The 26,492-nt window shown below is 45.4% G+C and carries 24 protein-coding genes; 12 read left to right on the top strand and 12 right to left on the bottom strand.

The features are described 5' to 3' along the window. Positions 1-75 precede the first annotated feature (75 nt). The 4 genes from P2W83_RS11870 to P2W83_RS11855 are packed head-to-tail and all read right to left on the bottom strand — an operon-like array spanning position 76 to position 6,190. Complete coding sequence (locus tag P2W83_RS11870) at positions 76-3,231, bottom strand: efflux RND transporter permease subunit (protein WP_276133954.1); 3,156 nt, start codon at positions 3,229-3,231, stop codon at positions 76-78. A 32-nt stretch (positions 3,232-3,263) separates the two neighbouring features. Continuing rightward, positions 3,264-4,316 carry an efflux RND transporter periplasmic adaptor subunit gene (locus P2W83_RS11865; protein WP_276133953.1) on the bottom strand — a complete coding sequence of 351 codons (1,053 nt, stop codon included), beginning with the start codon at positions 4,314-4,316 and terminating at the stop codon, positions 3,264-3,266. 19 nt (positions 4,317-4,335) lie between these two features. Continuing rightward, positions 4,336-5,661 (bottom strand): TolC family protein, encoded by a 1,326-nt coding sequence (locus P2W83_RS11860; RefSeq protein ID WP_276133952.1) that lies wholly within the window; start codon positions 5,659-5,661, stop codon positions 4,336-4,338. Positions 5,662-5,719: 58 nt separating this feature from the next. Further along, positions 5,720-6,190 carry a GbsR/MarR family transcriptional regulator gene (locus P2W83_RS11855; protein ID WP_276133951.1) on the bottom strand — a complete coding sequence of 157 codons (471 nt, stop codon included), beginning with the start codon at positions 6,188-6,190 and terminating at the stop codon, positions 5,720-5,722. Positions 6,191-6,335: 145 nt separating this feature from the next. Here P2W83_RS11855 and P2W83_RS11850 point away from each other — a divergent pair, with 145 nt between their 5' ends. The 6 genes from P2W83_RS11850 to aqpZ all read left to right on the top strand — a co-directional run bounded on the left by P2W83_RS11850 (position 6,336) and on the right by aqpZ (position 10,784). Next, positions 6,336-6,671, top strand: coding sequence for a hypothetical protein (locus P2W83_RS11850; protein ID WP_276133950.1), 336 nt, complete (start codon positions 6,336-6,338; stop codon positions 6,669-6,671). 77 nt (positions 6,672-6,748) lie between these two features. Next, positions 6,749-7,417: a hypothetical protein gene (locus P2W83_RS11845; RefSeq protein WP_276133949.1), complete on the top strand. Its 669-nt coding sequence runs from the start codon at positions 6,749-6,751 to the stop codon at positions 7,415-7,417. Continuing rightward, positions 7,418-7,717: a winged helix-turn-helix domain-containing protein gene (locus P2W83_RS11840; RefSeq protein WP_276133948.1), complete on the top strand. Its 300-nt coding sequence runs from the start codon at positions 7,418-7,420 to the stop codon at positions 7,715-7,717. A 64-nt stretch (positions 7,718-7,781) separates the two neighbouring features. After that, positions 7,782-9,125, top strand: a complete 1,344-nt coding sequence (gene creD / locus P2W83_RS11835; RefSeq protein ID WP_276133947.1) for a cell envelope integrity protein CreD — start codon at positions 7,782-7,784, stop codon at positions 9,123-9,125. 12 nt (positions 9,126-9,137) lie between these two features. Further along, positions 9,138-9,764 (top strand): DUF1361 domain-containing protein, encoded by a 627-nt coding sequence (locus P2W83_RS11830; protein ID WP_276133946.1) that lies wholly within the window; start codon positions 9,138-9,140, stop codon positions 9,762-9,764. A 312-nt stretch (positions 9,765-10,076) separates the two neighbouring features. Further along, on the top strand, positions 10,077-10,784 hold the full coding sequence (gene aqpZ / locus P2W83_RS11825) for an aquaporin Z (protein WP_276133945.1): 708 nt from the start codon (positions 10,077-10,079) through the stop codon (positions 10,782-10,784). Position 10,785: 1 nt separating this feature from the next. Here aqpZ and recF read toward each other — a convergent pair whose 3' ends face one another. Beyond that, positions 10,786-11,874, bottom strand: a complete 1,089-nt coding sequence (recF, locus tag P2W83_RS11820; protein WP_276133944.1) for a DNA replication/repair protein RecF — start codon at positions 11,872-11,874, stop codon at positions 10,786-10,788. A 50-nt stretch (positions 11,875-11,924) separates the two neighbouring features. Between recF and pdhA the strand changes: the two genes are divergently transcribed. From pdhA to P2W83_RS11800, 4 genes are all read left to right on the top strand, one after another. After that, on the top strand, positions 11,925-12,917 hold the full coding sequence (pdhA, locus tag P2W83_RS11815; protein WP_276133943.1) for a pyruvate dehydrogenase (acetyl-transferring) E1 component subunit alpha: 993 nt from the start codon (positions 11,925-11,927) through the stop codon (positions 12,915-12,917). A 50-nt stretch (positions 12,918-12,967) separates the two neighbouring features. Continuing rightward, complete coding sequence (locus P2W83_RS11810) at positions 12,968-13,666, top strand: tetratricopeptide repeat protein (RefSeq protein WP_276133942.1); 699 nt, start codon at positions 12,968-12,970, stop codon at positions 13,664-13,666. 66 nt (positions 13,667-13,732) lie between these two features. Next, positions 13,733-14,233 carry a 6,7-dimethyl-8-ribityllumazine synthase gene (ribH, locus tag P2W83_RS11805; RefSeq protein ID WP_276133941.1) on the top strand — a complete coding sequence of 167 codons (501 nt, stop codon included), beginning with the start codon at positions 13,733-13,735 and terminating at the stop codon, positions 14,231-14,233. An 8-nt stretch (positions 14,234-14,241) separates the two neighbouring features. Next, positions 14,242-14,964, top strand: a complete 723-nt coding sequence (locus P2W83_RS11800; RefSeq protein WP_276133940.1) for a (Fe-S)-binding protein — start codon at positions 14,242-14,244, stop codon at positions 14,962-14,964. Positions 14,965-14,966: 2 nt separating this feature from the next. On the opposite strand, the gene P2W83_RS11795 is transcribed toward P2W83_RS11800, so the two are convergent. The 4 genes from P2W83_RS11795 to P2W83_RS11780 form a co-directional block, all read right to left on the bottom strand. Continuing rightward, a complete protein-coding gene (locus tag P2W83_RS11795) occupies positions 14,967-15,581 on the bottom strand; it encodes an NADPH-dependent F420 reductase (RefSeq protein WP_276133939.1) in 615 nt (204 codons plus the stop codon). A gap of 353 nt (positions 15,582-15,934) precedes the next feature. Continuing rightward, positions 15,935-16,345 carry an OsmC family protein gene (locus tag P2W83_RS11790; RefSeq protein ID WP_276133938.1) on the bottom strand — a complete coding sequence of 137 codons (411 nt, stop codon included), beginning with the start codon at positions 16,343-16,345 and terminating at the stop codon, positions 15,935-15,937. A gap of 82 nt (positions 16,346-16,427) precedes the next feature. After that, complete coding sequence (locus tag P2W83_RS11785) at positions 16,428-17,414, bottom strand: hypothetical protein (RefSeq protein ID WP_276133937.1); 987 nt, start codon at positions 17,412-17,414, stop codon at positions 16,428-16,430. Beyond that, the gene (locus P2W83_RS11780; protein WP_276133936.1) at positions 17,411-17,677 is read right to left on the bottom strand and encodes a hypothetical protein; all 267 of its coding nucleotides are present in this window, start codon (positions 17,675-17,677) and stop codon (positions 17,411-17,413) included. Before P2W83_RS11780 ends, P2W83_RS11785 begins: the two co-directional genes overlap by 4 nt. A gap of 149 nt (positions 17,678-17,826) precedes the next feature. Between P2W83_RS11780 and P2W83_RS11775 the strand changes: the two genes are divergently transcribed. Both P2W83_RS11775 and P2W83_RS11770 read left to right on the top strand, forming a co-directional pair. Further along, positions 17,827-18,771, top strand: coding sequence for a ribose-phosphate pyrophosphokinase (locus tag P2W83_RS11775; protein ID WP_276133935.1), 945 nt, complete (start codon positions 17,827-17,829; stop codon positions 18,769-18,771). A 133-nt stretch (positions 18,772-18,904) separates the two neighbouring features. Continuing rightward, on the top strand, positions 18,905-19,492 hold the full coding sequence (locus P2W83_RS11770; protein WP_276133934.1) for a 50S ribosomal protein L25: 588 nt from the start codon (positions 18,905-18,907) through the stop codon (positions 19,490-19,492). A 69-nt stretch (positions 19,493-19,561) separates the two neighbouring features. Here P2W83_RS11770 and P2W83_RS11765 read toward each other — a convergent pair whose 3' ends face one another. The 3 genes from P2W83_RS11765 to P2W83_RS11755 form a co-directional block, all read right to left on the bottom strand. Then, on the bottom strand, positions 19,562-21,811 hold the full coding sequence (locus tag P2W83_RS11765) for a T9SS type A sorting domain-containing protein (protein WP_276133933.1): 2,250 nt from the start codon (positions 21,809-21,811) through the stop codon (positions 19,562-19,564). Positions 21,812-21,840: 29 nt separating this feature from the next. Further along, positions 21,841-24,096: a T9SS type A sorting domain-containing protein gene (locus tag P2W83_RS11760; protein ID WP_276133932.1), complete on the bottom strand. Its 2,256-nt coding sequence runs from the start codon at positions 24,094-24,096 to the stop codon at positions 21,841-21,843. A gap of 135 nt (positions 24,097-24,231) precedes the next feature. Then, positions 24,232-26,487 carry a T9SS type A sorting domain-containing protein gene (locus P2W83_RS11755; RefSeq protein WP_276133931.1) on the bottom strand — a complete coding sequence of 752 codons (2,256 nt, stop codon included), beginning with the start codon at positions 26,485-26,487 and terminating at the stop codon, positions 24,232-24,234. Between the last annotated feature and the right edge of the window lie 5 nt (positions 26,488-26,492).

Below are 26,492 nucleotides of genomic sequence, written 5' to 3'. Positions count from 1 at the left end.
AGCCACCATTTGAAAGCCCCCTGTAAAATCAAAAAGGCCGCTCGGGGCGGCCTTTTATAACATATTGATCGACTATTAATTATAGATGGTAGCAGTAGCAGCTTCTTCCGGTATCGCTGCATCTATAGCGATACGACGTTTACGTTTGTTCACCATGCGGCCCACTTTCAGCCTTGCCTTTTCGATGATCATGTACATAGAAGGTACCAATACAAGAGTCAGCAACAGAGAGCTGGTCAAACCACCGATGATCACCCAGGCCATAGCATTCTTTACTTCGGCACCTGCACCATGAGCAAGAGCGATAGGTAACATACCTACTATCATGGCTATGGTCGTCATCAGGATAGGGCGTAGACGCTCTTTACCTGCTTCTATCAGCGCCTCGGTAAGTCCATAACCTTTTGCATGCAACTCGTTGGTAAAGTCCACTATCAGGATACCGTTCTTAGCCACAAGACCTAACAACATGATCAGACCTACGATAGCGAATATATTGAGAGACTCCATAGTAAGCGCCAGGGCAAGCAATGCACCAACAATCGCCACAGGTATCGAGAACAGTACCACAAATGGATACACTACGCTTTCATAAAGGGCCACCATAATAAGGTACACCAGTATTATACCCAGTCCCATTGCCAGGCCAAGGCTACCGAAGGCGTCTTTCTGGTTCTTTGCATCACCCAGGTAGTCAATACTCACACCGTGCGGCAGTTTTACGTCAGCTAGTTTCTTCTGTATATCGGCAACAATGGTACCTGAAGGACGACCAACAGCTGCCGAAGTCACTTTAATAGTATTCAGTTTGTCGGTGCGTTCTAGCACCGATTGGCCAAGAACTTCTTTTACATCAGCCACCTGGTCGAGACGAACGATAGCACCTTTACTATTACGGATTGTTAGATTCTTCACACTCTCCATATCCAGACGGTCACCTTTATCCAGTGTCAGGTTGATGGGATATTCCTCACCGCCCTCTTTAAACTTGGTTTGATCGTTACCACGGAAGGCCAGCTGCACCGCGTTACCAACCTCAGGGACGGTAAGGCCGTATTGCGATACCCTTTCCCTATTGATATCTACCGATATCTCTGACTTAGGACTTTTAGTACTGAACTGCACATAGTCTGTACCCGGTGTAGAAGCTACGACATCACGCAGTTGCTTTGCAGCTTTCCAGATAGAGTCCATGTCGGCACCTTTAACAGCGATCTGTATAGGGGCCTGAGCATTACCTGTAATGCTCACCGGAAGTATCGATATCTTAATGCCAGGTATAGCACCGATCTCGTCGCGCATTTTAGCACCAAAGTCGTCTGTAGACATAGAGCGCTGTTTTTTATCTACCAGCGTTACAGCAATTTCCGCCAGGTTGCTGTTAGATGAAGCTGACATCGTACCAGTTTGCGTACCCACGTTAGAGAATACTTTTACCACTTCTGGTTTCGACAGCAGCAGCTGTTCTACCTGCTTCACAGCCTGGTTGGTTTGGTACAGCGGCGTTTGTGCCGATGTTTCGATCTGCACTGTAAACTCTCCCCGATCGCCGTTGCCCGCAAATGCAGTGCCGATGAAACCGGCAGGAAGTAATGCAATCGAGCCGATCAACAATACCAGCACGGTACCCAGTATATAACGTTTGTGTCCCAGTGACCAGCGAAGGATCTGTGTATAACCGTCTTTCAGCTTGTCAATGATCTTTTCAAAACCAAGGTTTATCCTGCCCCAAAGCGATTTCTTGCTCAACACCTCGAGCTTACCCCAACGTGAAGCCAGTAGCGGCGTCAGGGTGAAGGACACGAACAGACTCATAAGTGTAGAGAACACTACCACCAGCGAGAACTCACGGAGGATATTACCGATTAGACCGCCTGCCAGAGCCAGTGGCACAAACACCACAACATCCACCAGTGTAATGGCCATGGCTGTGAAGCCTATCTCATTACGACCTTCCAGAGCGGCAATGCGTTTGTGCTTACCCATTTCCATGTGGCGGTAAATGTTTTCCAGTACCACGATACTATCATCCACCAGGATACCAACAACCAGTGAAAGTCCCATCAGCGTCATCAGGTTCAGCGAAAAACCGAAGACATACATCAGGATGAACGTTGGTATCATTGCAGATGGAATTGCAACCAGTACGAAGAGCGAGCTGCGAAGACTATGCAAGAACATTAGCATCACTGCACCAACTATCAGCACGGCAAGGAACAGATCATGTACCACAGCATCGGCGGACGCCAGTGTATAGACCGACTGGTCGGACGCGATCTGGTAGTCAAATCCCTGGCCTGCGAATTGCTTTTTGATCTCTTCCAGTTTAGCCTTCGCTTCTTTACTTACTTCTACAGCGTTGGCGTCAGCTTGCTTGGATATCTGTATACCGATACCAGACTGGCCGTTGATACGGTTGATAGTGCTGGCTTCTGTTTGCGCATCGGTAACGGTAGCAACATCTTTCAGCAATACGCGGCTGCCATCTTTATTCTCGCGAACAATTAGGTTGCGCATGTCTTCTACCTTAGTAGTTTTGGCATCCATCCTCAGTGAGAAACGGGTGCTGCTGGTCTCCACGTCGCCGGCGGGGTAAGAGCTATTGCTATTGGCAATAACCTGGTTTACCTGCATGGATGAAATTCCATAGGCTTGCAGCTTGTCGTTATCCAATGCTACCTGTATTTCCCTTTCATTGCCACCTATCAGCGATACCTGGCCTACGCCTGGCACGTTTTGCAGCAGGGGTTTCACCTTATTGTCAACAAGATCGTACAATTCAGGTTCGCTCAGTTTGCTGGTTGCGCTGATGCGGAGGATAGGCAGTTCGTCTGTGTTGAACTTCCTGACGATTGGATCGTCTGCGTCATCTGGCAGCTTCGACTTCACCTCGTTGATCTTGCGTTCTGCATCTCTTTGTGCGAGGTTCACGTCCGCATTAGGCTTCAATTCTATTGTAACGATAGATACACCTTCCTGCGAAGTAGACGAAACGTGGTTCACCCCCTCGATAGCTCCAACTGCTTCTTCCACAGGTTTGGTCACGCTATTCTGTACTTCATCAGACGAAGCACCGCGGTAGGTTGTCTGTACCGACACCACGTTTGCTTCTATCTTAGGCAGCAGGTTATAATCCAACTGCTTGTAAGTCACCCAGCCAAACAGTATCAGCGTAACAAATATTACGGTGATCAGTAGCGGGCGTTTGATTGATAATTCTGTTATCGACATAGCGAATAAATTTTGTTTGTGTTTGGTGATACTTACCTGGTGCGGGTGATCCGGCTACCGTTGGTGAGGTTGATCTGGCCGCTGGTAACGATCTCTTCTCCTTCGTTCAGACCATTCAGCACTTCAATATTCTCACCTACTTCGCGACCAACAGTGATCTTTTTCATTATTACCTGCTCACCGTTCACCACATATACATAAGGATTCTTTGTTCCTTCTACCAACGCGATCTTAGGCATCTGTAAGGCATTAGTGCTGCTACCAAGGTCGAAGTTTACCTGCGTATAAGTGCCCGCTTTCAGTTCGGCGGCTTTGTTATCAACCGTAAGCTCTACGCGGTAGTTGTGGTTCTCGTCACCAACAGGAGAGATAAAGCTCACTTTGCCATTGAAAGTTTTGCCGGGCAGTACATCGGCAGCTATAGCCGCAGGGCGACCGATCTTCAGTTGGTACACATCTTTCTCGCTAACGAATACCACCGCTTTCAGGCTATATACATCTACTACTGTAGCCAGTGTGGCACCGGGGTTAGCATATTCACCTACTTCACCATTCTTCGTAGTGATGATACCGCTGATGGGTGATTTAATAGCACCGTCGCCAACTTTCTGTCCAGATTGCTGTACACGTATGCGGGCAGCGTCCAGTGCATGTTGCGCGTCTTTTACACCTTGGGCAGTGCCTGCATTACCTTCATAAAGTTCTTTGCTCAGTTGGTAGTCCTTTTCTGCTTTACGCAGCGCTTCCTGCGCATCATTCTCACCAAGCTGTTGCTGGCGGGTATCTACAGAGCCTATAACCTGTCCCATGCTTACGTGCGAACCGAGTTGTATGCGCAGGCTTACGATCTTACCACCGGTGGTAGCCGAGATATCTGCAGTCTTAGCCGGTTCAAGAGTTGCCGGCAACCTCAGATTTCCATCCAGAGTCTGCATTGTAACCTTGGCAACAGCGACAGACACCGGTATCTTAGAACGATCTACCACTACTTTCTTGGCATCTAGCTCCTTTTTATTGTTAGCCAATACAATGCCTATAACTGCAAACATGGCAACGATGACAACTATGAGTGTTCTTTTTTTCATTTGTATGGACGGTTAGATATTATAATTGGTTAACGAATTGAGTAACTGTTCCTTTCGCCCTTTCATATTCAAGGCGGTTAGAGACAAGATTGAGCAGCGAGGTCATATAGTTGGCCTGAGCCTGCCTATATGAAAAGTCAGCATTCAGCAGGTCGGCGATGGACGATACGCCTTTGCTATATTCAAACTGGCTGGTTTCATATACTGTTTTGGCCAGGTTCATATTGCTTCTGTTGGCGCTGAGTGTAGTCATGTTTTCCTGTAGTTGGCGTGCGGCATTTTGAAACTGCAATTGCAGACCAGCCTCATTGAGCTCTTGGTTTTGTTTCGCGTTCTGAAGCTCCAGCTTACTTTGCTGCAACTGCGCCTGCCTGCGTTGGCCACTAAACAAAGGCACATTTAGTTTCAAACCGACAGCGGAGAACGTATGCCAATCTGAAGTGGCGTCGCCTACAGTGTTACCAAAACCCTGCTGACCGTACCGTGCGTAGCCAGACAGTGTAGGAAGCGATGCCGCTTGTTTACGTTTTACATCCAGTTCCTGCAAGGCGATGCTCTGATCCTGCAACTGATAATCTATCAGATCCTGCACATGAAGGTTATCATAGGCGCTTTGCATGTATTTTTCGTAATTGAGGCTGTCCTCTATCTGCAGCGTTGCATTCAGCGGCAAACCCATTGCGTTCTTCAACGAGTTGTAGGCAACCTCTATATCGGCTTGTATTTGCTTTTGCTGTGCCTTGATGTTGTTTAACTGTACTACTACCCTATCCATATCCACTTTTTTAGCCACACCTTTATCAAAGCGGAATTTGGTGATATCATACAACTGCTGGTATTGGTCCTGGTTTGCTGTTATCAGCTTTTGTTGTTCTTTCAGCAACAGTATTTGCGAATAGGCGGATGCAGTACCATAGATCAATTCTTCATTGTTTTTTGCCTGCTTCAATTCCGCGATCTTTTTAGCAGGTACTCCAGCCTTGATGCCATATATCATCGCCTGGTCGTAGATCGTCTGGTCCAGCTGTATAGTAGCGGTGCTGTTATATTTATTACCCATCTGCACGGCGATGTCTTCGGTTTTGCCGAACATAGCGCCTGGCAATATTGTCGTCTGGCGTTGCAGGTTATCGTCAAAAGTCGCATTCGCATTCACCTGTGGCAGGTAGGCAGACAAAGCTTCCTTCGATTGCAGCTTAACTTTCTGTATCTCGTTTTTGTAGATAACGTTCGAACCGTGGTTCTTCAAACTATAATCGATGGCTTGCTTCAGGCTATACGTTTCCTGCGCAAAGCCGGTAGCCCCGATAATACTTGCGGCCAGTAAAAAAGCTATTCGTTTCATTTAGTTTATAATTATATACTTAGTTCTCAACTAAAAGAACCAATATGATCAAATTTTTTTATTTCTTGCGCTGCTCCCATTTTTGGAACAATACTGGCAGTTCTGCATGAAGAAAATCCATGAACTGGGTCACCTCTTTAAGCCGGTTGTTGAAGTCCTTAGTGTGCGCAGGACGGTGCTCAAGCACTTTTTTCAGCATTGTATTGAAGCCGTTCATTCCGGTAAGTGAGCGCTGAATCACATCAGTTATATTTTGTGCTTTGACACGGAAATATCGCCTGCGTTCGCCGGGTTTGGTTATGTATTCAATCCTGTTGGTGCTCAGTAAAAAGTTGATCGCATTGCTAGCTGCGCTTTTGCTCATATGCAGCGTTTCATATATCTCTTCAAAAGTCAGCTCTACATTATCCGAGATGAATAACAGCGCGATCACCCTTCCTGCAGCTGGTTGCATCCCGTTTTGTTCATGAAATACGCCGAACTCCTCGATAAGGCTTAGTTTCTCCTGGGATAATTTCATTGTACTCATATCAGACACAAAGGTATGTTGGTTTTTTTAGTTCTCAAAATACAGAACCAAATATTTTGTTAACATTCTTACATATTTGGAAAAATACTGGCATAGTATTTACTTTGTATTTCAAAGTACTTTTATAAGCCTAAACCAAGTTATCGTGTCACAGAAAAACGAATTAATAACACAACCTTTTAACAGGTCTATTTTAGGCAAGCGAATATTGATAGGAGCGATCGTGGCGCTTGCATTAATGATGATCCTAATCGGCGGTGTTGAAGGCCGTCCTGAGTGGGGAGCATATTGGAAGATCCGCCCCCTGGTGGTAATTACTTTGGCCGGTGCAACTGGTGGCGCATGTAGTTATTTAATAGAACGCTGGATCCCTCCTGTAGGGTGGAGAAAGGTACTGGTGATTTCATTGAGCCTGATCGTGTATCTCTTTGGCTTGTGGATGGGTACCGTATTAGGGCTGAATGGCACGATGTGGAACTAAAGCACTGTTCATTATTCAGTTCCCGATATTAATTTTTGCATAAATAAATACTAGTTTTCAACCCCAAGAGTAGAACAATGGAAAGTCGCCACGAATCGTCGCTTAAAACTTTGCAGGATATACGCAGCATTATGGAGCGCTCGGTGCGCTTTATATCACTGAGCGGCTGGAGCGGTGTGTGGGCAGGCGTTACAGGATTGGCAGGTGCATATGTTGCACGCGTGTGGTTAAATAAATTACCCGCAGGCTACTATAATCCATACAGGCCAGCTGCAGGCGAAATGAACGGCGATGCATATAATGCCGTCGTTACAAGATTCTTTTTATTGGCAGCGATCGTATTTATAGTAGCATTGGTTGGTGCATACTACTTCACCTGGCGCAAAACAAGGGCGCAGGGTGGCTCTGTATGGAATGCAGCATCGCGCAGGTTGATAGCGCAAATAGCCATTCCAATGCTAGCTGGCGGCATATTCGCACTCAAATTTCTTTTTGACGGACAGGAAGTTTTTATCGCTCCTACCCTGCTTACTTTTTACGGACTAGCACTGATCAATGGCAGCAAGTACACTCTTTCCGACATCAAATACCTTGGTATTTGCGAGGTAGTTTTAGGTTGCATCTGCTTGTTTATCCCGGGGTATGGGTTAAGCTTCTGGGCAATAGGGTTTGGTGTATTGCATATCGTGTACGGTATCATCATGTGGAATAAATACGATAAACACATCAGCAGGGAGAACGCATAGATGAAAGCGACGATAGAACGGTTAAATAAAGTTTTTGACAGCCGCATACGCATCGGTATCATGAGCGCATTGATGGTAAACGAGAGCATGAATTTTAATGACTTGAAAGCGCTTATCGATATCACTGATGGCAACCTGGCATCGCACATGAAAACACTGGAAGAGAACAAGTACATAAAAGTAGAGAAAGGATTTATAGGTCGTAAGACAAACACTACCTATTCTATCACCAAAGCTGGTGAAAAAGCATTCCGTTCACACCTGGACGCACTGGAGCAGATCATCAAAAACCTGGAATAATATTTTTTTGCTTAATTCACTTTGAAATTCAAAGCACTTTTTAAAAATAATAAATTAGATAAACATGGAACAGAATGAGAACCTTCTCCTTAACCTTTGGGACAGAAACAAAATGCTGATAAAAGGCCTGCTGATCGGCTTTTTCACTTTAGTTATGTTAATCCCTGTAGCACTACTTTCAGACCAGGTAAGCGAACGGGAGAAGCGACAGAACGAAGTGATCAAAGAGGTAAGTAGTAAATGGGCCACACAACAAACACTTACGGGACCTATCATAGTTGTTCCTTTCATACAAACTATTGACAGCACCGGTAAGATAACAAAGCGCAATGCTTATATATTGCCAGAGCAGCTCAACATCAATGGCAGGCTATTGCCAGAGAAACGGCATCGCAGTATATACGATGTCACCCTCTACCGATCGTCTATGCAGCTAAGTGGCCAATTTGATCCATCGGTTATAAAAAAACTGGGCATTCCAGAAGCCAACTTACTGTGGAACGAATGCACGGTAATGATGGGATTAGATGATGCGCGGGGCTTGGAAGAAAACGTAGTGATGCGATGGAACAATGCACCATTGGCCCTGGAAGCCGGGCTTCCTGATAACAACGTTGTGAAAAGCGGATTGAGTGCAAAGACCAGTTTCGACTCCAACAGAAGAGCCGCCTTCACCGTGGATCTGAAATTGAAAGGATCCTCGTATTTATATTTTGCGCCTGTCGGTAAAACAACACATGTCCAAATTAGTTCTCCATGGAAAGACCCGGCATTTGACGGTCATTACCTGCCGTCATCTCCTGCAATAGTCGACAACAATGGTTTTACAGCAGAATGGAATGTACTACAGGTATCGCGAAACTATCCGCAGGCCTGGCGTGATGGCAGCACTTACGATATCGAAGGAACAGCCTTCGGGGTAAAGCTGCTACAACCTAATGATAGCTATGCCAAGACCGAACGTTCAGTTAAATATGCCATCCTCATTGTTGCACTAACATTTACCCTCTTCTTCTTTCTGGAGATAATGCAAAAACGACAAATACACCCGCTGCAATATGTGCTCGTCGGTTTAGCACTTTGTATATTCTATTCCTTGCTCCTTTCAATCTCGGAATACACAGGATTCAATGCGGCCTATATCATATCTTCTATAGCTACAGTCTCACTCATCAGCCTTTATACGCTGGGCATTTTTAGAAAACCCCAAATAGCGGCGGGTTTTGCAGCAGCACTTGGCGGATTATATACCTACCTGTTTGTACTTATTCAGCTGCAAGACAATTCTCTGCTGTTTGGCAGCATAGGTTTATTCGTCATCATAGCTATCATCATGTTCTATTCACGCAAGATCAACTGGTATGGCACAGGCTATGTTCCAGAAACCGTATTTAACACTAAGCCCTAAAACGCAACCCAAATGAGATTTATTGAAAGGTATAAATGGCTGATGCCTTCGCTATGCTTCAGTGGCGCGCTCATCATTGGAAGAGTGCTTTATACCGGGCATCTTACATTCGCATTCCTAACATGGAACCTGTTCCTGGCTGTACTGCCATTATACTTCAGCCATAAAATAGAAACGGCTTCTACTACTCGTCGAGGCTGGACTTATGCCGCTTTGTGGTTGTTATTCTTTCCCAATGCGATGTACATCGTTACCGATCTCTTCCATCTGCGCGAGCGTGGAGATGTTCCGCTGTGGTATGACCTGCTGCTGATCTTATCGGCTGCATTGAATGGCGTTGTGCTGGGCTTTATTTCGCTACGTAAAATGGAGCGGTGGCTGATCAGTTTTATTAGCAAAAGGTATATCTCGGCTGTTATCTTCGTTATCCTGGTAGCCTGCGGCTACGGCATATACCTCGGCCGCTACGAACGTTGGAATAGCTGGGATGTATTAGCTAATCCTTTCTCTTTGGCGAGCAATATACTGTATCATGTAATACATCCATACCGTAACGCCGACATCTGGATGCTGAGCGCAGCATTCGGCACCTGGATGTACCTCGTCTACAAACAGCTGACAAGGATACGTCCAAGATAATACTCGTTAACAGATACAATAACACGTACAACTCCTTCCATTCATGGCGGGAGTTCTTTTTTAGGCACGCAACTAAGCACAAACCAAGCAATATTGTTCCGCAATATCATGTAGCAATCTTGCCCCCAACTGTAAGCACAGCTAGTACGCGCAATAAATACACCCCGCCAATTATCAACAACATCTACAAGTACGTCTGCTTTCGTTTCAGCATCTTATGCATCCTACGCAAACCAACATTTAGTATTCACGTTAAACGGTAGTTACTACGCCCGCTTTTTTTAACGTCGCGATGGATCAAATGGAGTAGACATGAAAACCTCGGGCTTTTCAAAATTTCTGGCCGAGCTGATCGGCACTATGGTATTGGTGCTGATGGGCTGTGGCAGCGCAGTGATAGCAGGTGCAGATGGAACTACCGGCGTGGGATTGTTAGGTATAAGCTTTGCATTTGGCTTATCGGTAGTAGCAATGGCTTATGCCATTGGTCATATATCGGGATGCCACATAAACCCCGCCATATCGCTGGGTATGGTGGTAGCAGGACGAATGAAATTAGGTGAAGCCCTATACTATATAATAGCACAGGTGATCGGCGCACTCATTGGTGCAGGGTTGCTCTGCCTGATCGCCTCAGGCAAGGCAGGTTACGATGTTGCGGTTAACGGTCTTGGTCAAAACGGTTATGCTGACTTGTCGCCGCAGCATTATAATATGCAGGCAGGATTGTTGGCAGAGGTAGTCTTTACTTTCATATTCCTGCTGGTAATATTTGGATCTACTTCTACCAAAAATATTCACGGAGGATTTGCAGGGTTGTCGATCGGCCTTAGCCTTGTGCTGATACACATCGCCGGCATACCTGTAACAGGCGTATCTGTCAATCCAGCACGCAGCATAGGTCCTGCTTTGTTTGTTGGTGGTGAAGCTTTGTCGCAGTTATGGTTATTCATAATAGCACCTATATCAGGAGCACTGCTAGCCGCGGTGGTTTGGAAATATTTGCTGGAGCGTGACTAGGTTAAGGGTGGTGCGACAGGTTAATGAACTGCACCTGCGCTTCTTCCCCAAAGGCTTCCTGTACACGACCAGCATGCGTGTCGGTTAGCAGCACCTGGCCAAACTGAGGTGTGCGGATGATACGCAACAGGGCTTCCATCCGGCTCTGGTCGAGCTTTTCGAAAATATCATCAAGCAACAAAATCGGCAAGTGCTTCTGTACCTGTGCCAAATATGCATACTGGGCAAGCTTGATAGCAAACAGGAAACTTTTCTTTTGTCCTTGAGAAGCAAATTGCTTGAGTGGCGTAGCATTCAGGCTAAACGCCCAGTCATCTTTGTGTATACCGCGGAGGGTACGCTGCATGCGCAGGTCGTGTTCGAGACCGGTATCCAGCCATGTTGCCAAGGCCTTAGTCAGCAGATCGCTTTCGTAATCTATCTCCACCTGCTCTCTACCACCCGACAATTGTTCATAAAAATTCTGCAACAGTGGGCGAAACTGCACAATGAACGATTTACGACATTCATATATATAAGTTCCGTCGGCAGCCAACCTTGCATTATAAAATTCCAGTTCTGTGCGTATAGTGCTGGGGTTAGTAGCTTGCATTTTAAGCCAGGCATTGCGTTGCTGCAACACACGCTGGTAGTTCATTAACCGCTCCAGGTAATCGCAATCGGTTTGACTCAATATGCCATCCATCCACTTGCGGCGCAGTTCGCTACCCTCATTTATCAGCTCCATGTCGTCTGGAGCGATCATCACAGCAGCATATTTTCCTATATGTTCGGTAAGTTTCTCATATTCTACACCGTTGGCAGAAATTTCCTTTTTGCCACCTTTCCACTTGCAGGCAATGCGTTCTTCGCGGCCATCAAGTTCAAACCAGCCTTCTATCCTAAACCCGTCCATGCCGCGCTGGACGGCATTTTGCTGGTACGAGCTGAAATAACTTTTGGTATAACAGAGATAATAAACGGCGTCGAGCAGGTTAGTTTTTCCACTGCCGTTGGGGCCGGTAATACAGGTCACAGGAGCCGTAAAATCGAAAGAAGCCGACGAATAATTGCGGAATTGCAGTAACGTTATCTTCTTTATGGTATTCAAGCGGAAAAGGAACGAAAGTTTTTATATTTTCGCACAAATTTAAAAAAACAGTGCAGACTCCATTCGGTAAAGAGACATATTTATACTGGTACGAGATCATGTTACTGCTGCGCCGCTTTGAAGAAAAGACCGGGCAGTTGTATGGTATGCAGAAGATTCGTGGGTTTTGTCACCTGTACATAGGCCAGGAAGCAGTAGCTGCCGGCATGATGACCGCTATTCGCGATGACGACAATGTTATCACCGCTTACCGTGACCACGGCCTGGCTATAGCTAAGGGCCTCACTCCTAATGAGTGTATGGCCGAATTGTATGGTAAAGCCACCGGTTGCAGCAAGGGTAAAGGCGGTAGCATGCACTTCTTCAGCGCAGAAAAACGTTTCTTCGGCGGCCATGGTATCGTTGGTGGACAGATCGGCCTTGGCGCTGGTATGGCCTTCGCGGATCAATACAACAACACAGACCGTGCTACCATCTGCTTCTTCGGCGATGGTGCTGCCCGCCAGGGTATGCTGCACGAAACGTTCAACATGGCCGTGTTGTGGCAGCTGCCAGTAGTATTCATTTGCGAGAACAACTATTACGCAATGGGGACTTCGGTAGAGCGTACTTCAAAAGTTCTGGATATCTACACGCTGGCTGATGCTTATGGCATGCCGGGCGACTCTGTAGACGGCATGAGCTGCGAAGAAGTTCACAAAGCCATTGACCGCGCAGTACGCCGTGCACGCGAAAAAGGTGGCCCAACCTTCCTCGAGATCAAAACTTACCGCTACCGCGGTCACTCAATGAGTGACCCTGCTAAATACCGCACAAAAGAAGAGCTGGAAGAGTATAAAGAGAAAGATCCGATCAACACAGTACTGAAAACCATCATGGATAATGGCTGGGCTACAGAACAGGAGATCGAAGCGATAAACGACAAAGTACGTGCCCAGGTAGAAGAATCGGTACAATTTGCCGAAGACAGCCCATGGCCGGACGACAGCGAATTGTATAAAGATATATACGCGGAAGACGATTATCCGTATATTACGGACTAATTCGTTGAAAATCAGAAACCACAATCACATTCAAATAAAGTAAAAGTTAAATGGCAAGTACAACAAGGAATAAACCAGGTGCAGAGAAAATTGTAGTTGAGGACAGCGGTAGCAGTGCGCTCGACAATCTGCAGGTGATGTATGAAAAGAACAAGAAACCTATCAATACAATTGCTTTCGTAGTTATTGGTGCAGTTGTGGCTTTCTTTGCTTATAAAAAGCTTTACCAGGAGCCACGCGTAGAAAAAGCAGCAACAGCTATGTCTTATGCTCAGCGCTATTTCGAAACAGACTCTATGTCTAAAGCACTAAACGGTGATGGTCAGCGCATCGGTTTCTTGAAGATCGAGAAGAAATTCAGCGGCACTCCGTCTGCTAACCTGGCACACTTCTACGCAGGTATTGCTTACCTGAAAACAGGTGATTTCAAAAATGCCATCAAACAACTGGAAGACTTCGACGGCAAGGGCACAAGCCTTGAGTATGCAGCTTATGGTTCTATCGCCGACGCTTATATGGAAACCGGCGATGTAAAGAAAGGTATCGAGTATTACAACAAAGCTGCAGGAAACAAAGAAGATTTCGGTCTGACTCCGTTCTACCTGGCTCGTGCAGGTGCTGCTTATGAAATGAATAAACAACCGGAAGAAGCTAAGAAGGCTTACATCCGTATCCGCGACGAGTATCCTACAGCTCCTGAAGCCCGCAACGTAGATAAATACCTTGCACGCCTGGGCGACCTGAACTAATAATTAGTTTTACAATTTTCAAATCCCCTTTTACCTTTACGGGCTAAAAAGGGGATTTTTAGTTTTATGGCACAATCACAACTCAGTCCTACCCTGCTGGACACAGCTTCGCTCAAAGAATTGAAGAAGGCAAGGATAGCTATAGTATATACAGAATGGAACGAGAAGATAACCGGCGAACTTATAGCAGGCGCTGAGCGTGTTGCCAAACAACTCGGTGCAGTGATCACCCAAAAGGTATCAGTGCCAGGAAGCTTTGAACTGCCCTTTGCCTGCAAGCAATTGTGGGAAAACAAAAAGGATAAGAAAAGCGCTCCCGAAGCTATCATTGCCTTTGGTGCAGTAATACGCGGAGGAACCCCACACTTCGAATACGTTTGCAAAGCGGTTACCGAAGGCATCGTACAACTGAACTTAATGCTCCCTGTACCTGTTATATTCGGTGTATTGACACTCGATAATGAACAACAAGCCATAGAACGCCTTGGCGGGCCGCACGGACATAAAGGAGAAGAAGCTGCGATCACAGCACTGAAAATGATCAGGAATAGCCGTAAGAAACACTAAAGACAAACATGCACAACGTACAACTCTTCATACCTTGTTTTGTAGACCAGCTTTATCCGCAAACCGGCATCAATATGGTAAAGGTGCTGGAGAAGCTTGGCTGCAACGTGACCTACAACGCTAATCAAACCTGCTGCGGTCAGCCAGCTTTCAATGCAGGATTCTGGGACGATGCCAAAGGTGTAGCAAGAAAATTCCTGACTGATTTTGAAGGAGAAGGATACATTGTCGGCCCTAGTGGATCATGTACAGGGTTCGTACGCAATTACTACGACAAAATGTTTGAGAACAGTGCTGAGCATAATCATAGCGGCAAGGTTGGTAAGCGCATGTACGAGTTTACTGAGTTTCTTATTGATGTGTTGAAAGTTGAAGACCTTGGTGCTACCCTACAAGGCAAGGCTACCTATCATGACGCCTGTGGTGCCTTGCGTGAATGCGGCATCAAACAGGCTCCGCGTAAGCTGTTAGATAAAGTAAAAGGCCTTGAGCTTACCGAGATGAAAGAATGCGAAACCTGCTGCGGCTTTGGTGGAACATTCGCCGTTAAGTTCGAACCCATATCTGTAGGCATGGCGCAAACTAAAGTACAAAGCGCCCTGGATACGGGCGCTCAGTATATGATATCAACGGATGTTTCGTGTTTGATGCATTTGCAAGGTTATATCGACAAGAACAATTTGCCAATGCAAACCATGCACATTGCTGATGTACTTGCCAGCGGCTGGTAAGTTTATTTCCTAACAAGCTTATAGGCCAGACTAGCTTCCATTTTCTGCTTCACTGCGCGGTTGTTCCAACAATTACTCATTTCATCCAGCATTGGAACAGTATCACCATCACCGAAATCGCAGCAGTCGATGAAACCAAGGTCACGGGCTAATAGCTTCACCACCTCTTTTGACTTCTTGCTATCACCGGCCATGAACATGTCGGTAGTTGCGCCTATAAAATCAGGATTAACCAGGTCTTCATAACCTGTTACGTTATAACACTTCACCAGGTTGCGGCAATTGGTGATAGCTTTAATAACGTTGTGTGTATTGCTATAACTCACAGCACGCACAAAATTGAAACTTGAAAGGTCTGCAATTGTCTTGCGACGAACATCGCCCAGCATGTACGCGACCTCACGTATCTCATTTGCCGGTGTTGTGATCACGATGATATCCGACTCGCGCGCGGCATCTTCCACAGACACGAGGAAGATATTCTCAAACGTCAACAGTTTCGGACTAATGTAGGTCTCTGTATCTTTTAACCCGATAAATACATCATGACCTGCGTTCGCCAAACCTTCAGCAAGAGCCTCTGTATTCTTGCCGGCGCCAATTATGGCAATGTTCATACTCACAAGGGTTTTATACCTCATAGTTCCTCTGGTTTTCCGTATTAATAATAGTGTTAAGAAGGCCAGAAACGCCCGCTCTGAATTCCTCTTTCTTAGCGGCAGTTTCTCTGTTTTTCCATGTCAAAGTTGAGCTCGAAAAACCATATAAACAAGATGACATACGTCACTGTTGAGGCAGTAAAAGCGGCTATTCATGTAACGACAATAATAAGCGCCTGAATCAACATCTGATATACACAATAATAATCCTCATATCGATTTGTTAATATGTGGTTAACGACATAACTCATTGAAAAAAATGAAGCCTGCAGTATCCTGCAGGCTTCAAAACTTATGAATTGTTGAAGAATTTAAGCTAGTGCGGCATCTAACGTTATCTGACAGTTCAGCACTTTAGACACAGGACAATTTGCTTTAGCTTCTTCAGCGCATTCTTTGAACTTAGCTTCATCAATTCCGGGCACTTTTGCACGCAACGTTAATTCACTTGTAGTGATCGTACCATTGTCAATAGTAACGACACAGTCGGTTTTGATCTCGTCGGCAGTAAAACCTGCAGCACCTAGCACAAAACTCAACTTCATGGAGAAGCATCCTGCATGCGCCGCGGCTATCAGCTCTTCGGGATTGGTGCCTGTACCATTTTCAAAACGGCTACTATAAGAGTATGGTGTTTGATTGAGGATATTGCTTTGATTGGTCAGGTGGCCGCTGCCTTCTTTACCCGAGCCGTTCCATACGGCGGTAGCGTTACGTTTCATAGACTAAAAAATATTTTTGTTAGTTGCTGCCAAAGATAAACAGGTGACTGCACAAATCCATTCAGATTGTTACAAGTCACGACTAGTCTGTGTACACACCGCTGATAAAGAACTGGTAGCCTTGCACTTGTACGAAAATATTTATTGCGGCAATAGCCAGAGCCGGCCAGGTCAGTTTTTTATTTGCATACAGCATGTACAATAGTAGAATGGCTGTACCAAAATTGAAGTACACCAGCGTCATGATGTGCAGGTAAGAACCGAAGCACAACCAGAAAACGTTAGACAATAAGAACACTAGTAACAATTGCTGCCACTGGTATGTACGATGAGTGAAATGATGCAAAACGATAAGAAAGAATGGCGAAACGAAGATGTAGCGGTGGCTTCCAAATACATTAGTGTATCCTGAGCCATCGTGAGGATTGAATAGGATATTAACCAGGCCCATTCCAGATAAAAACAGGAATGACAGCAGCAGTACCTTATCGGCGACGCGCTGCTTTTGCAACCATGCAAGTGCAGCTTTAATTACATAGAAGGTACTGATGAGACTTACGAATAGGGCTAGCGCGTTCAACCAAAGCATTTTAGGACCTAACACACTATTGAACGGTAGTTTTGGTAAAGAGAACTTCCGTCCCCACAGATCGGACTGGTGTTTGAAATAGGCGAACCATACGCCGGTGCAATAATACTGGTACAACACAAACAGAGCTGTACTAACAAGCAGGGGCAATACGTATAAAACAACAGCCCTGCCCAGCGATGACAACCATTTACTTCGGTCGTTGGAGATCAGTTCCATCAACAAAAGCGCCGGCACCAGTATGACGACTACGGGCCGTACCCAACCTAGCAGCAATAAACTTAAAACAATAAGCAGCCTGTTATTTCTCCATATGCCATAGATGAGCAACGAGGCCAGCAGCATGAACAAAGCCTCGCTATATGGAAGGAAAACAAAATAGAACGATGGAGTTGAAAGCCAGATGAGCTTATCAGCCGCTGACGACTTTAAACCAGCCGACAACAGCGCGATACCTCCTGCGAGAAAACCGATGTTCAAAAAGCATATACCCAAAGCATCCAGATGAGACCATCGCCAGACGAGCGGAAATAATGGATAAAAGCCAACATTGCCCATCCACCCTTATACATATAACCCTCCCTGGCGATAAAGCTATACCAGCCACCATCCCATACGGCAAGCTTAGACGCATTTGGCAGTATAGCTACCATATCCCGTTGAAACAGGAATAACTGCAGCAGGTAAAAGGCGATCCCATAACCAGTTGCAAATAGGAAGGATTGCAAGGCGAGCTTTTTCATCGCCGCTAAAATAATCTAAACGAATACAATATGTAATTATCTCCGGAAGTCCGCTCAGCAACTGAATTTGTCATATTTATCGGTTTTTGGCAAAAAAACACCTTTGCAGAAACAGCGCTTTATCTAAATTTGCACTTCATTTCCAATTCATGCAGCCATCTGTAAAAATATTCTCCGGCACCGGGTCTACCTACCTGGCGGAGCAAATTGCGCATTCTTTCGGCAAAACCCTGGGTAAATGCACCACGCAAAAATTCAGCGACGGTGAATTTCAACCGGTTTTCCAGGAATCTATTCGTGGTGATTATGTTTTCCTTGTGCAGTCAACATTTGCGCCGTCAGACAACCTGATGGAACTGCTGATGATGATCGACGCCGCGCGCCGTGCTTCTGCGGGATATATCACAGCTGTGATCCCCTATTTCGGTTTTGCGCGCCAGGACCGTAAAGACAAGCCAAGGGTATCAATCGCTTCTAAGCTGGTGGCTAACCTGCTGACCTCAGCCGGCGCTGACAGGGTGATGACAATGGACCTGCACGCTCCTCAAATTCAAGGTTTTTTTGATATACCGGTGGATCACCTGGATAGTTCGGCGATTTTCATCCCATATATCGATAATCTTAAGATAGAAAACCTTATCTTTGCGTCCCCTGACGTAGGTAGTACTAACCGCGTACGCGAAGTGGCCAAGTATTTCGAAGTAGACATGGTGATCTGCGATAAGCAGCGCAAGCGTGCCAACGAAATAGCAGCTATGACAGTAATAGGTGATGTATCGGGAAGGAACGTGGTGCTGATAGATGATATTTGCGATACTGCAGGTACCCTCAGCAAATCGGCAGCAATACTGAAAGAACGCGGTGCATTATCGGTTCGCGCTTTCTGTACCCACCCGGTACTTAGCGGCAAAGCTTATGAGAACATTGCAAACTCTGAGCTGGAAGAATTGGTTGTTTGCGACACGATACCACTGAAGCAGGAAATTTCGAAGATAAAAGTATTGCCAACGGCAGAGCTATTTGCAGTAGCCATCCGCAATACCTTCGAAAATAAATCGATAAGTTCTTTATTTATCCATAGCAGGAATAAATAAACTGATAAAGACTGTTTAAACAAAAAAATCCGTCCGCACCCGAACGGGGCGAACCTTATTAAAAACAAGAATTTCAACGACCGGATGTTTGACGGGTATACGCCCGGCGCTGAAAGAAGAAAAACACACAAAAATGAGAAGTGTAAAAGTTGAAGGAAAACGCAGAAGCGAAAATGGCAAAAAAGCAGCTCGCCAACTTCGTTCTGAAGGCCAGGTACCTGGTGTAATCTATGGTGGTAAAGAAACTATCCACTTCAGTGCTAACCCAATGGCGCTTCGTCCGCTGGTGTATACGCCTGATTTCCAATTGGCAGAGATCGCTATCGACGGTACTACTTACCGTTGCATCCTGAAAGATCTGCAATTTGACGTTGTAACTGACGAACTGAGCCACATCGACTTCCTGGAGCTGGTTGAAGACAAAAAGGTTATCGCTAACCTGCCTTTGAAGTTCGTAGGTCAGTCTGAAGGTGTTAAAGCTGGTGGTCGCCTTGAGATCAAAGTAAAATCTCTGAAAGTGCGTACCCTGCCTAAGCACCTGGCTGAAAACATCGAAGTAAACATCGACAAACTGCAACTGAACGGCAACATCCGTGTTGAAGACGTAAAAGCTGGTGAAATGGAAATACTGAATTCTCCACGTATTCCTATCGCTTCAGTAGTTATGACACGTGCCCTGAAACAAGCAGAAACAGAAGAAGCTAAAGGCGGTAAGAAATAATCGGCCTTTGATAGAAACTAAAAGCCCCGGTAAATTTACCGGGGCTTTTTATTTGAATAATCAGGCGATTTACCTAGTTATTGTTACCGGTTGAGCTGAGCGCTGGCTGCCGTACTGCACTACACAATAATACACTCCCGATGACAGGCCAGATGTAGACAGTTGCACATAGGCCTGAGTGGCGGGCACTACACTGCTGATCACACGTTGACCCAATGCGGAGAGCACATGTATCTGCACATCTCCATCGCTGCCATGTGGCAATTTAAGTTCGACATTCAGCACGTTATTTGCAGGATTGGGATACAACTTCACGTTCAAGCCAACTGTATTGATGTCTTTAACATCTACATTAAATAGCTGTTTGTAAAAACTCAGCCCGCCTAATACGTTGCCAACTATCATTTCATATTTATTATCGCCATCGAGATCGGCAAATGTGGGCGCGGTACGTGTACCAGCCTTTACGAAAGAGTAATTGCTATCGATCATAGTGTATGGCGTAGTCACATTGCCATTCTGAAAACCATCGAAGCGGAATATCTTTCCGTCCTGGCTGCCCATAACAAGGTAGTCGATACCTGTATTGTCCATGCGGCCAATGTACGGTGCGCTCATTGTGTAAATATTGATCGCATTCGGATCAGCATGAGCATCACCTAGCTTATTGGTTTTAAAATTGAGACTAATATTTCCGCCAACACTTGCACTTTCATAGTAGGTGAGATAGCCGGTCATATTACCAATTACCAGGTCTTTCTTACCATCCTTGTTCATATCATAGATAACCGGGGCTGCGTAGTTGGTCACCACAATATCGTTGCCCAAAGCATCCTTCAATGTCGGAGCTACAAGGTTCCAGACAGGCTGTACAGTATTTGAGGCAGCCTGGTTCTTAAAATAGGACAACGTACCGTCGGTATGCCCTAACACCAGATCGTCTTTACCGTCATCATCGATGTCACCAATAGCAATCGACGTTCCGCGGAAAAGGTAATTGCCGATCTGCATAAAATCCATTGTTTGCAGCTCGAACGAATAATTTGAACCGGTGCCGATATTCCGATAATACGAAACCTTACCCTTCAATGTTCCGTCAGGTTGATAAAAGCCATCAGAGCCAACAAAGAGGTCGAGCTTACCATCTTTATCATAGTCATAAAAGACAGGGTACGATCCACTTCCGACGTCTATCATTTTCTCGATCAGGAACGTGTCAGACTGGTAGACAAAGTTTGGACTAGCATCAGTACCTACGTTCTTATAATGCGCGATACATTTATAGTTCTCAGTATTAGAGGCATTAGGCGAAAACAACAGGTCTTTATCATGGTCCTGATCTATATCCAGCCAATATCCTCCAGGCCATACAGGCATGTGCAGCTGATGACCATTGCTATTCCACATTGTGTCCTGCCACATCATCGAGTCGATCGAAAAATTGAAATCTTTTCTTCCGTTGGTCAATAACTGAACATCAGGATAAGACACGCTGCCATCGAAGTAATCAAAGTCACCATCACCATCATAATCTAGCAGGCAGATCGCATTGCCTGTGTGTGTTGTTTTGTTGCCGGTTCCATTATCCTCACAACCTTTACAACTTGTCCCCCAGGTATCACACGTGGTATGTAGCAAATGGGTTCTGTATATCCCCTGGAAGGTTTTCCCCCAGCAGTTGTCCTTAACACAGACGCGGATGCTATCGTTAGGTAGCCCATCCTCTTCCCTGCAGTTGCGATACCAGGTGATCTTTCCGCCGCCAATATAGAACGAAACAAAGTCAAGGTCGCCATCATGGTCTATATCTTCAATACCCGGCATATCGTTAGGTTCGCAGTAAGCATTTACCCAACCTGACACCGAGTTATAAAACAGTTCGCGATAAAACGAAAACTTTAACTCGCCGTTCTCAAACCGTCCTTTGTAAACCGCAAAACCAGTTGAGCCACGTTGAAACAGATCAGCGATCCCATCGTCATTATAATCTGCCAGTTTCATATATCCCTGGATAAAAGGGAAATTATATTCGAACTGCGGTGAATAAACGTAGTTGGCATTACCGGTGTTTAAGAATGTTTTCACACCGACATATGGTTCATTTATTACCAGGTCGACTTTCTGATCATTATTCAAATCTGCTAACGAAAACTGCGGGTTGTTTGCCCCACCGCACCAGGCAAGGGTTTTCTCCTGGCCCCAGGCAAACACCTTAGTGTCGGGATTGAAATGAAACAGCTGCCCCTGGAATTGCGCCTGTCCTTTGGGCAAAAACGCCATCATCGAGCAATATATCGAGAGTAACAAAAGCTTTCTCATAGACTAGTGAAAATATTTTTCAGGGTCAATTAGTTCAGTTTAGTGAAGCGTGCATTTTTGATTTGCCCATTATGTACCAATGAGCACACGTAAACGCCGGGGTTCAAATGCGCTATATCAATTACAAACGACGTAGACTGCGTAGCAATTTTCTGGGTATGCACCAGCTGGCCAACTACATTAAATATCCGCACTTCGGCCGACGACAGCGCATCGTTACTTTCAATAGTCAATTTACGATTAGCCGGGTTAGGATACAGTTGTAATTGAGTTTCTTTAACCACATCGTCCACTCCAACATTCCATACCTGGCGGTAAAGAAGCAATCCGCCCTTATCATTACCCACCACCATCTCATACTTTCCATCTCCATTCAGATCAGCTATCGCTGGTGCGAGGAATTTTGCGGGAGCCTGTATACCCGAATATTGAGAGTCGATCAAGGAATACGGTGTCGTCACATTGCCATTTTGAAACCCATCGTACCGGGAAATCCTTCCAAATCCGCCGCCCACAACAAGATATTCTTTACCGGTATTATCCATTTTACCAATAAATGGAGCACTGTAGGTATAAGATATAGGTACATAATCATCCACCCTCACACCTCCAAGACTGTTAGATACAAATTCCAGACTCGCCTGGCCACTACTGCCTAAGTTTTTGTAATATGAAATGGTGCCCGGTTCATTCCCTACCAAAAGGTCTTTTTTACCATCGGCATTAATATCATAAATAAGCGGTGCAGCGTAATTACTTACGTCGATAACCGTAGCATTCTTATCACGAAGCAGCTTTTGTGAAAGGCGCCAGTCAGGTTGCGAACCTGCTGAGGCTGCAAAGTTCTTGTAGAAGCTCAATGTGCCATCCAGGTGACCCACAACAAGGTCGTCCATTCCATCGTTATCCAGGTCACCAATAGCCAGCGATGCCCCTTCAATGCCAAGCGTGTCCACTCTTAGTAAATTCTTTTCAGCCAGATTGAAGGAAATATCCGAACCACTGCCTGTATTCTGGAAATACCAGATCGTAGATTTGAAGGTGCCGTTTGACTGGTAATACCCTCTTGAACCTACCAGCAAGTCTAACTTGCCATCCCTGTTATAGTCATAAAAAACAGGATAAGAGTGTGAACCAAGGTCGAGCATTCTATCTACCAGTAATGTATCTGTCTGATAAACAAAGTTTGGGTTTGCGTCAGAACCGATATTCCTGTAATACTGGATGCACTTGTAGTTTTCTGAATTCTCGGCGCGTGGCGACACCAGTATGTCCTTTGCACCGCTGGCGTCAATATCAATGTGTGTAGCTAAAGGATATCGCGGCATACGTGCTTTTGTTCCATTCGACTGCCAGGTGGTATCCTGCCAGGTCATAGAATCAACGCTGTTGCCAAACTGTATCCGGTTGTTGCGCATGAACTGCAGATCTGAATACACGCTGTTACCATTCAACACATCATAATCGCCATCACCGTCATGGTCCAACAGGCATAATGTATTAGCTCCGTCGGTTGCTTTCGGCTGATTCTCAAACAAGCTATTATCGCACCACTGGTGCAGCACGTGCTCTCTTGGCCCGTTCTGCAATATCCTTCCCCAGCACCTGTCCCTTAACTGTACCGCAAACGTATCGCAAGAGAAACCTTTTTCTGTCTTAATATTCTTGTACCATTCTATCCAGTTTCCAGCTCCCGAAAATGAAAGAAAATCCAGGTCTCCGTCATTATCAACATCAACTATTGATGGAACATCGTTCCCGCCCATACTAACGTAAGTTGGTGTTGGCGACCCGGGGTAGATAAACTTTATATCGCGGCAATTTTTAAACGCCAGTGCATTATTCGAATTATAGTATCCATCGCAAATACTAAGCCCCCCCAAACCGTAGTGAAACAGATCCTGTATCCCATCACAATTATAATCCACCATCTTCATGTAGCGATAGATAGCAGGAAACAGGTACTCAAATTCAGGTGCGTAAAAATAATTGGGGTTGCCTCCTGAACCTTTGTTGATAAACGTCTTGACCCCACGTTCTGTTTCCAGCAACCCAGCCTCGAAAATCACAAGATCACTTAAATTGTCGTGGTTAAGATCTGGCACAGCAAACATCGGATTATTAGTACCACCGCTCCACGCCATTTTCTTTTCTACTCCATCTACCGTCAGCTTTATGCTTGATAAATAAGTTCCATCAGTGCGATATATAGAACCCTCAAATTGTGCGTGGGCATTGGTTTGAACTAACAGGGCCAGTGGTAATAATATGTTCAGGATTTTCATTATTCTAAAGTTAACTATAAAACGGCAAAGCGGGTTCAAGAGGTCAAAAAAATGCGTGTTATGACTAAGCGTCTGCTTTCTCCCTTGGCTGATCGTTGACTGGCAACCGGCCGCTAGTGCGATTATTCAGGCCGATCAGTTCAGTTTAGTAAAACGTGTATTCCTGACTTTTCCCATATTTATCAAAGAGCACACATAAACGCCAGGTTTCAAATGCGCTATATCAACCACAAATGACGTAGACTGTACCGCAATTTTCTGGGTATGGACCAGCTGGCCAACTACGTTAAACATCCGTACTTCTGCCGATAACAGCGCATCTTTGCTTTCAATGGTCAGCTTGCGGCTGGCTGGATTAGGGTATAGGTGCAGTTCAGCTTCTTTGGTCAGATCATTCACGCTAACATTCCATACCTGACGGTAAAGAAGTAATCCGCCTTTAGTATTGCCCACCATCATCTCATACTTTCCATCTCCATTCAGATCGCCAATTGCCGGTGCCAGTTGTTGTCCCGGCGCTTGTACGCCTGAATACTGTGAATCAATCAATGTGTACGGTGTCGTAACATTGCCGTTCTGAAAACCGTCATACCGTGATATTCTTCCAAAGCCACTGCCTACCACTAGGTATTCTTTGCCGGTATTGTCCATTTGACCGATAAATGGCGCACTCCAGGTGTACATCTGGGAGGACAAGTAACCATCCACTCTTACATCTCCAAGTTTATTGGTTACGTATTCGAGGCTTGGCAGACCAGAGCCGCCAATGTTTTTGTAGTAAAAAATGGTTCCCGCCTGACACCCTATCAAAAGGTCCTTTTTACCATCTGCATTTATATCGTAGATGAGTGGAGCAGCACTATTACCTACATTGATCTCTGTGGAGTTCTGGTCACGAAGCAATTTTTGCGACAGATGCCAGTCTGGTTGCGCATTTGAAGATGCAGCATAGTTTCTGAAAAAACTCAAAGTCCCGTTGCTGTGGCCAACAACCATATCGTCCAGCCCATCATTATCGAGATCACCGATAGCCAGCGAAGCGCCATCTATTCCAAGAGTGTCTACCTTTAGCAGATCTTTCTGTGCAAGGTTGAAGGAAATATTAGACCCTGAACCAGTGTTCTGAAAATACCATATAGTTGGCTTAAACGTGCCGTTGGGCTGGTAGTAACCCCGGCTGCCAACTAGCAGATCCAACTTTCCATCTCTATTGTAATCGTAAAAAACAGGATATGAATTTGAGCCCATATCCAGCATCCTATCTACCAACAACGTGTTAGTTTGGTAAATAAAACTTGGATTAGCATCCGTACCGGCGTTCCGGTAGTACTGGATACTTCTGTAGTTTTCCGAAAAATCAGCACGAGGCGAAATAGGGATATCTCTTGCACCATCCCCATCAATATCAATGTGTGTAGCCAACGGATATCGTGCCATATGTGCCTTTGTTCCATTCGATTGCCACATAGTATCCTGCCAGGTCATAGAATCAACACTGTTACCAAACTGAATTCGATTGTTGCGTAGGAACTGCAGATCGGAATATACATCGTTACCGTTCAGCACATCATAATCTCCATCACCGTCATGATCTAACAAGCATAAAGTATTGGAGCCATGTGTCGTCTTCGGCTGGTTGTTAAACATACTATTATCACACCATTGATGTAAAACGTGTTCTCGCCCTCCAGGCTGAAACACCCTGCCCCAACACCTGTCTTTTAACTGTAGGGCAAAAGTGTCGCAAGAGAAACCTTTCTCTGTTTTAATATTCTTGTACCAATCTATCCAGTTACCAAGGTCCGAAAACGAGAGGAAATCCAAATCCCCATCGTTATCAACGTCAACTATAGACGGCACACCATTTCCCACAGTAATGTTTGATGCATTGGAAGAGCCGGGATAGTAATATTTTATATCGCGACAATTTTTAAACGCCAGAGCGCTGTTGGAATTATAGTATCCATCGCAGATGCTAAGACCAAAGGAACCATAAAAGAGGTCTTGTATCCCATCGCAGTTATAGTCGATCATTTTCATGTACCCACTCACGTAGGGGAACAGGTATTCAAACTCAGGCGCGTAGAAATAATTCGGTTGACCCGGAGTACCTTTATTGACAAATGTCTTTGTACCTCTTTCCGTGATTTCGTTGGAAGCCTCCCAGATCACCAAATCGTTCACGCCGTCATTGTTCAGGTCCGGAACAGCAAACATTGGGTTGTTAACTCCACCGCACCATGCCATTTTCTTTTCAACGCCATCCACAGTAAGCCTTACGCTCGATAAGTAAGTTCCGTCAGTGCGATATATAGACCCTTCAAACTGCGCCTGTGCATTAGCTTGAATTAACAGGGCAATGGGCAATAATGGGTTCAGGAATTTCATCATTCTGA

The sequence above is a fragment of the Polluticoccus soli genome, assembly GCF_029269745.1.
Taxonomy (GTDB): domain Bacteria; phylum Bacteroidota; class Bacteroidia; order Chitinophagales; family Chitinophagaceae; genus Polluticoccus; species Polluticoccus soli.
Note: the sequence above shows the minus strand (reverse complement) of the source record. Positions and strands in the feature narration are given on the sequence as shown.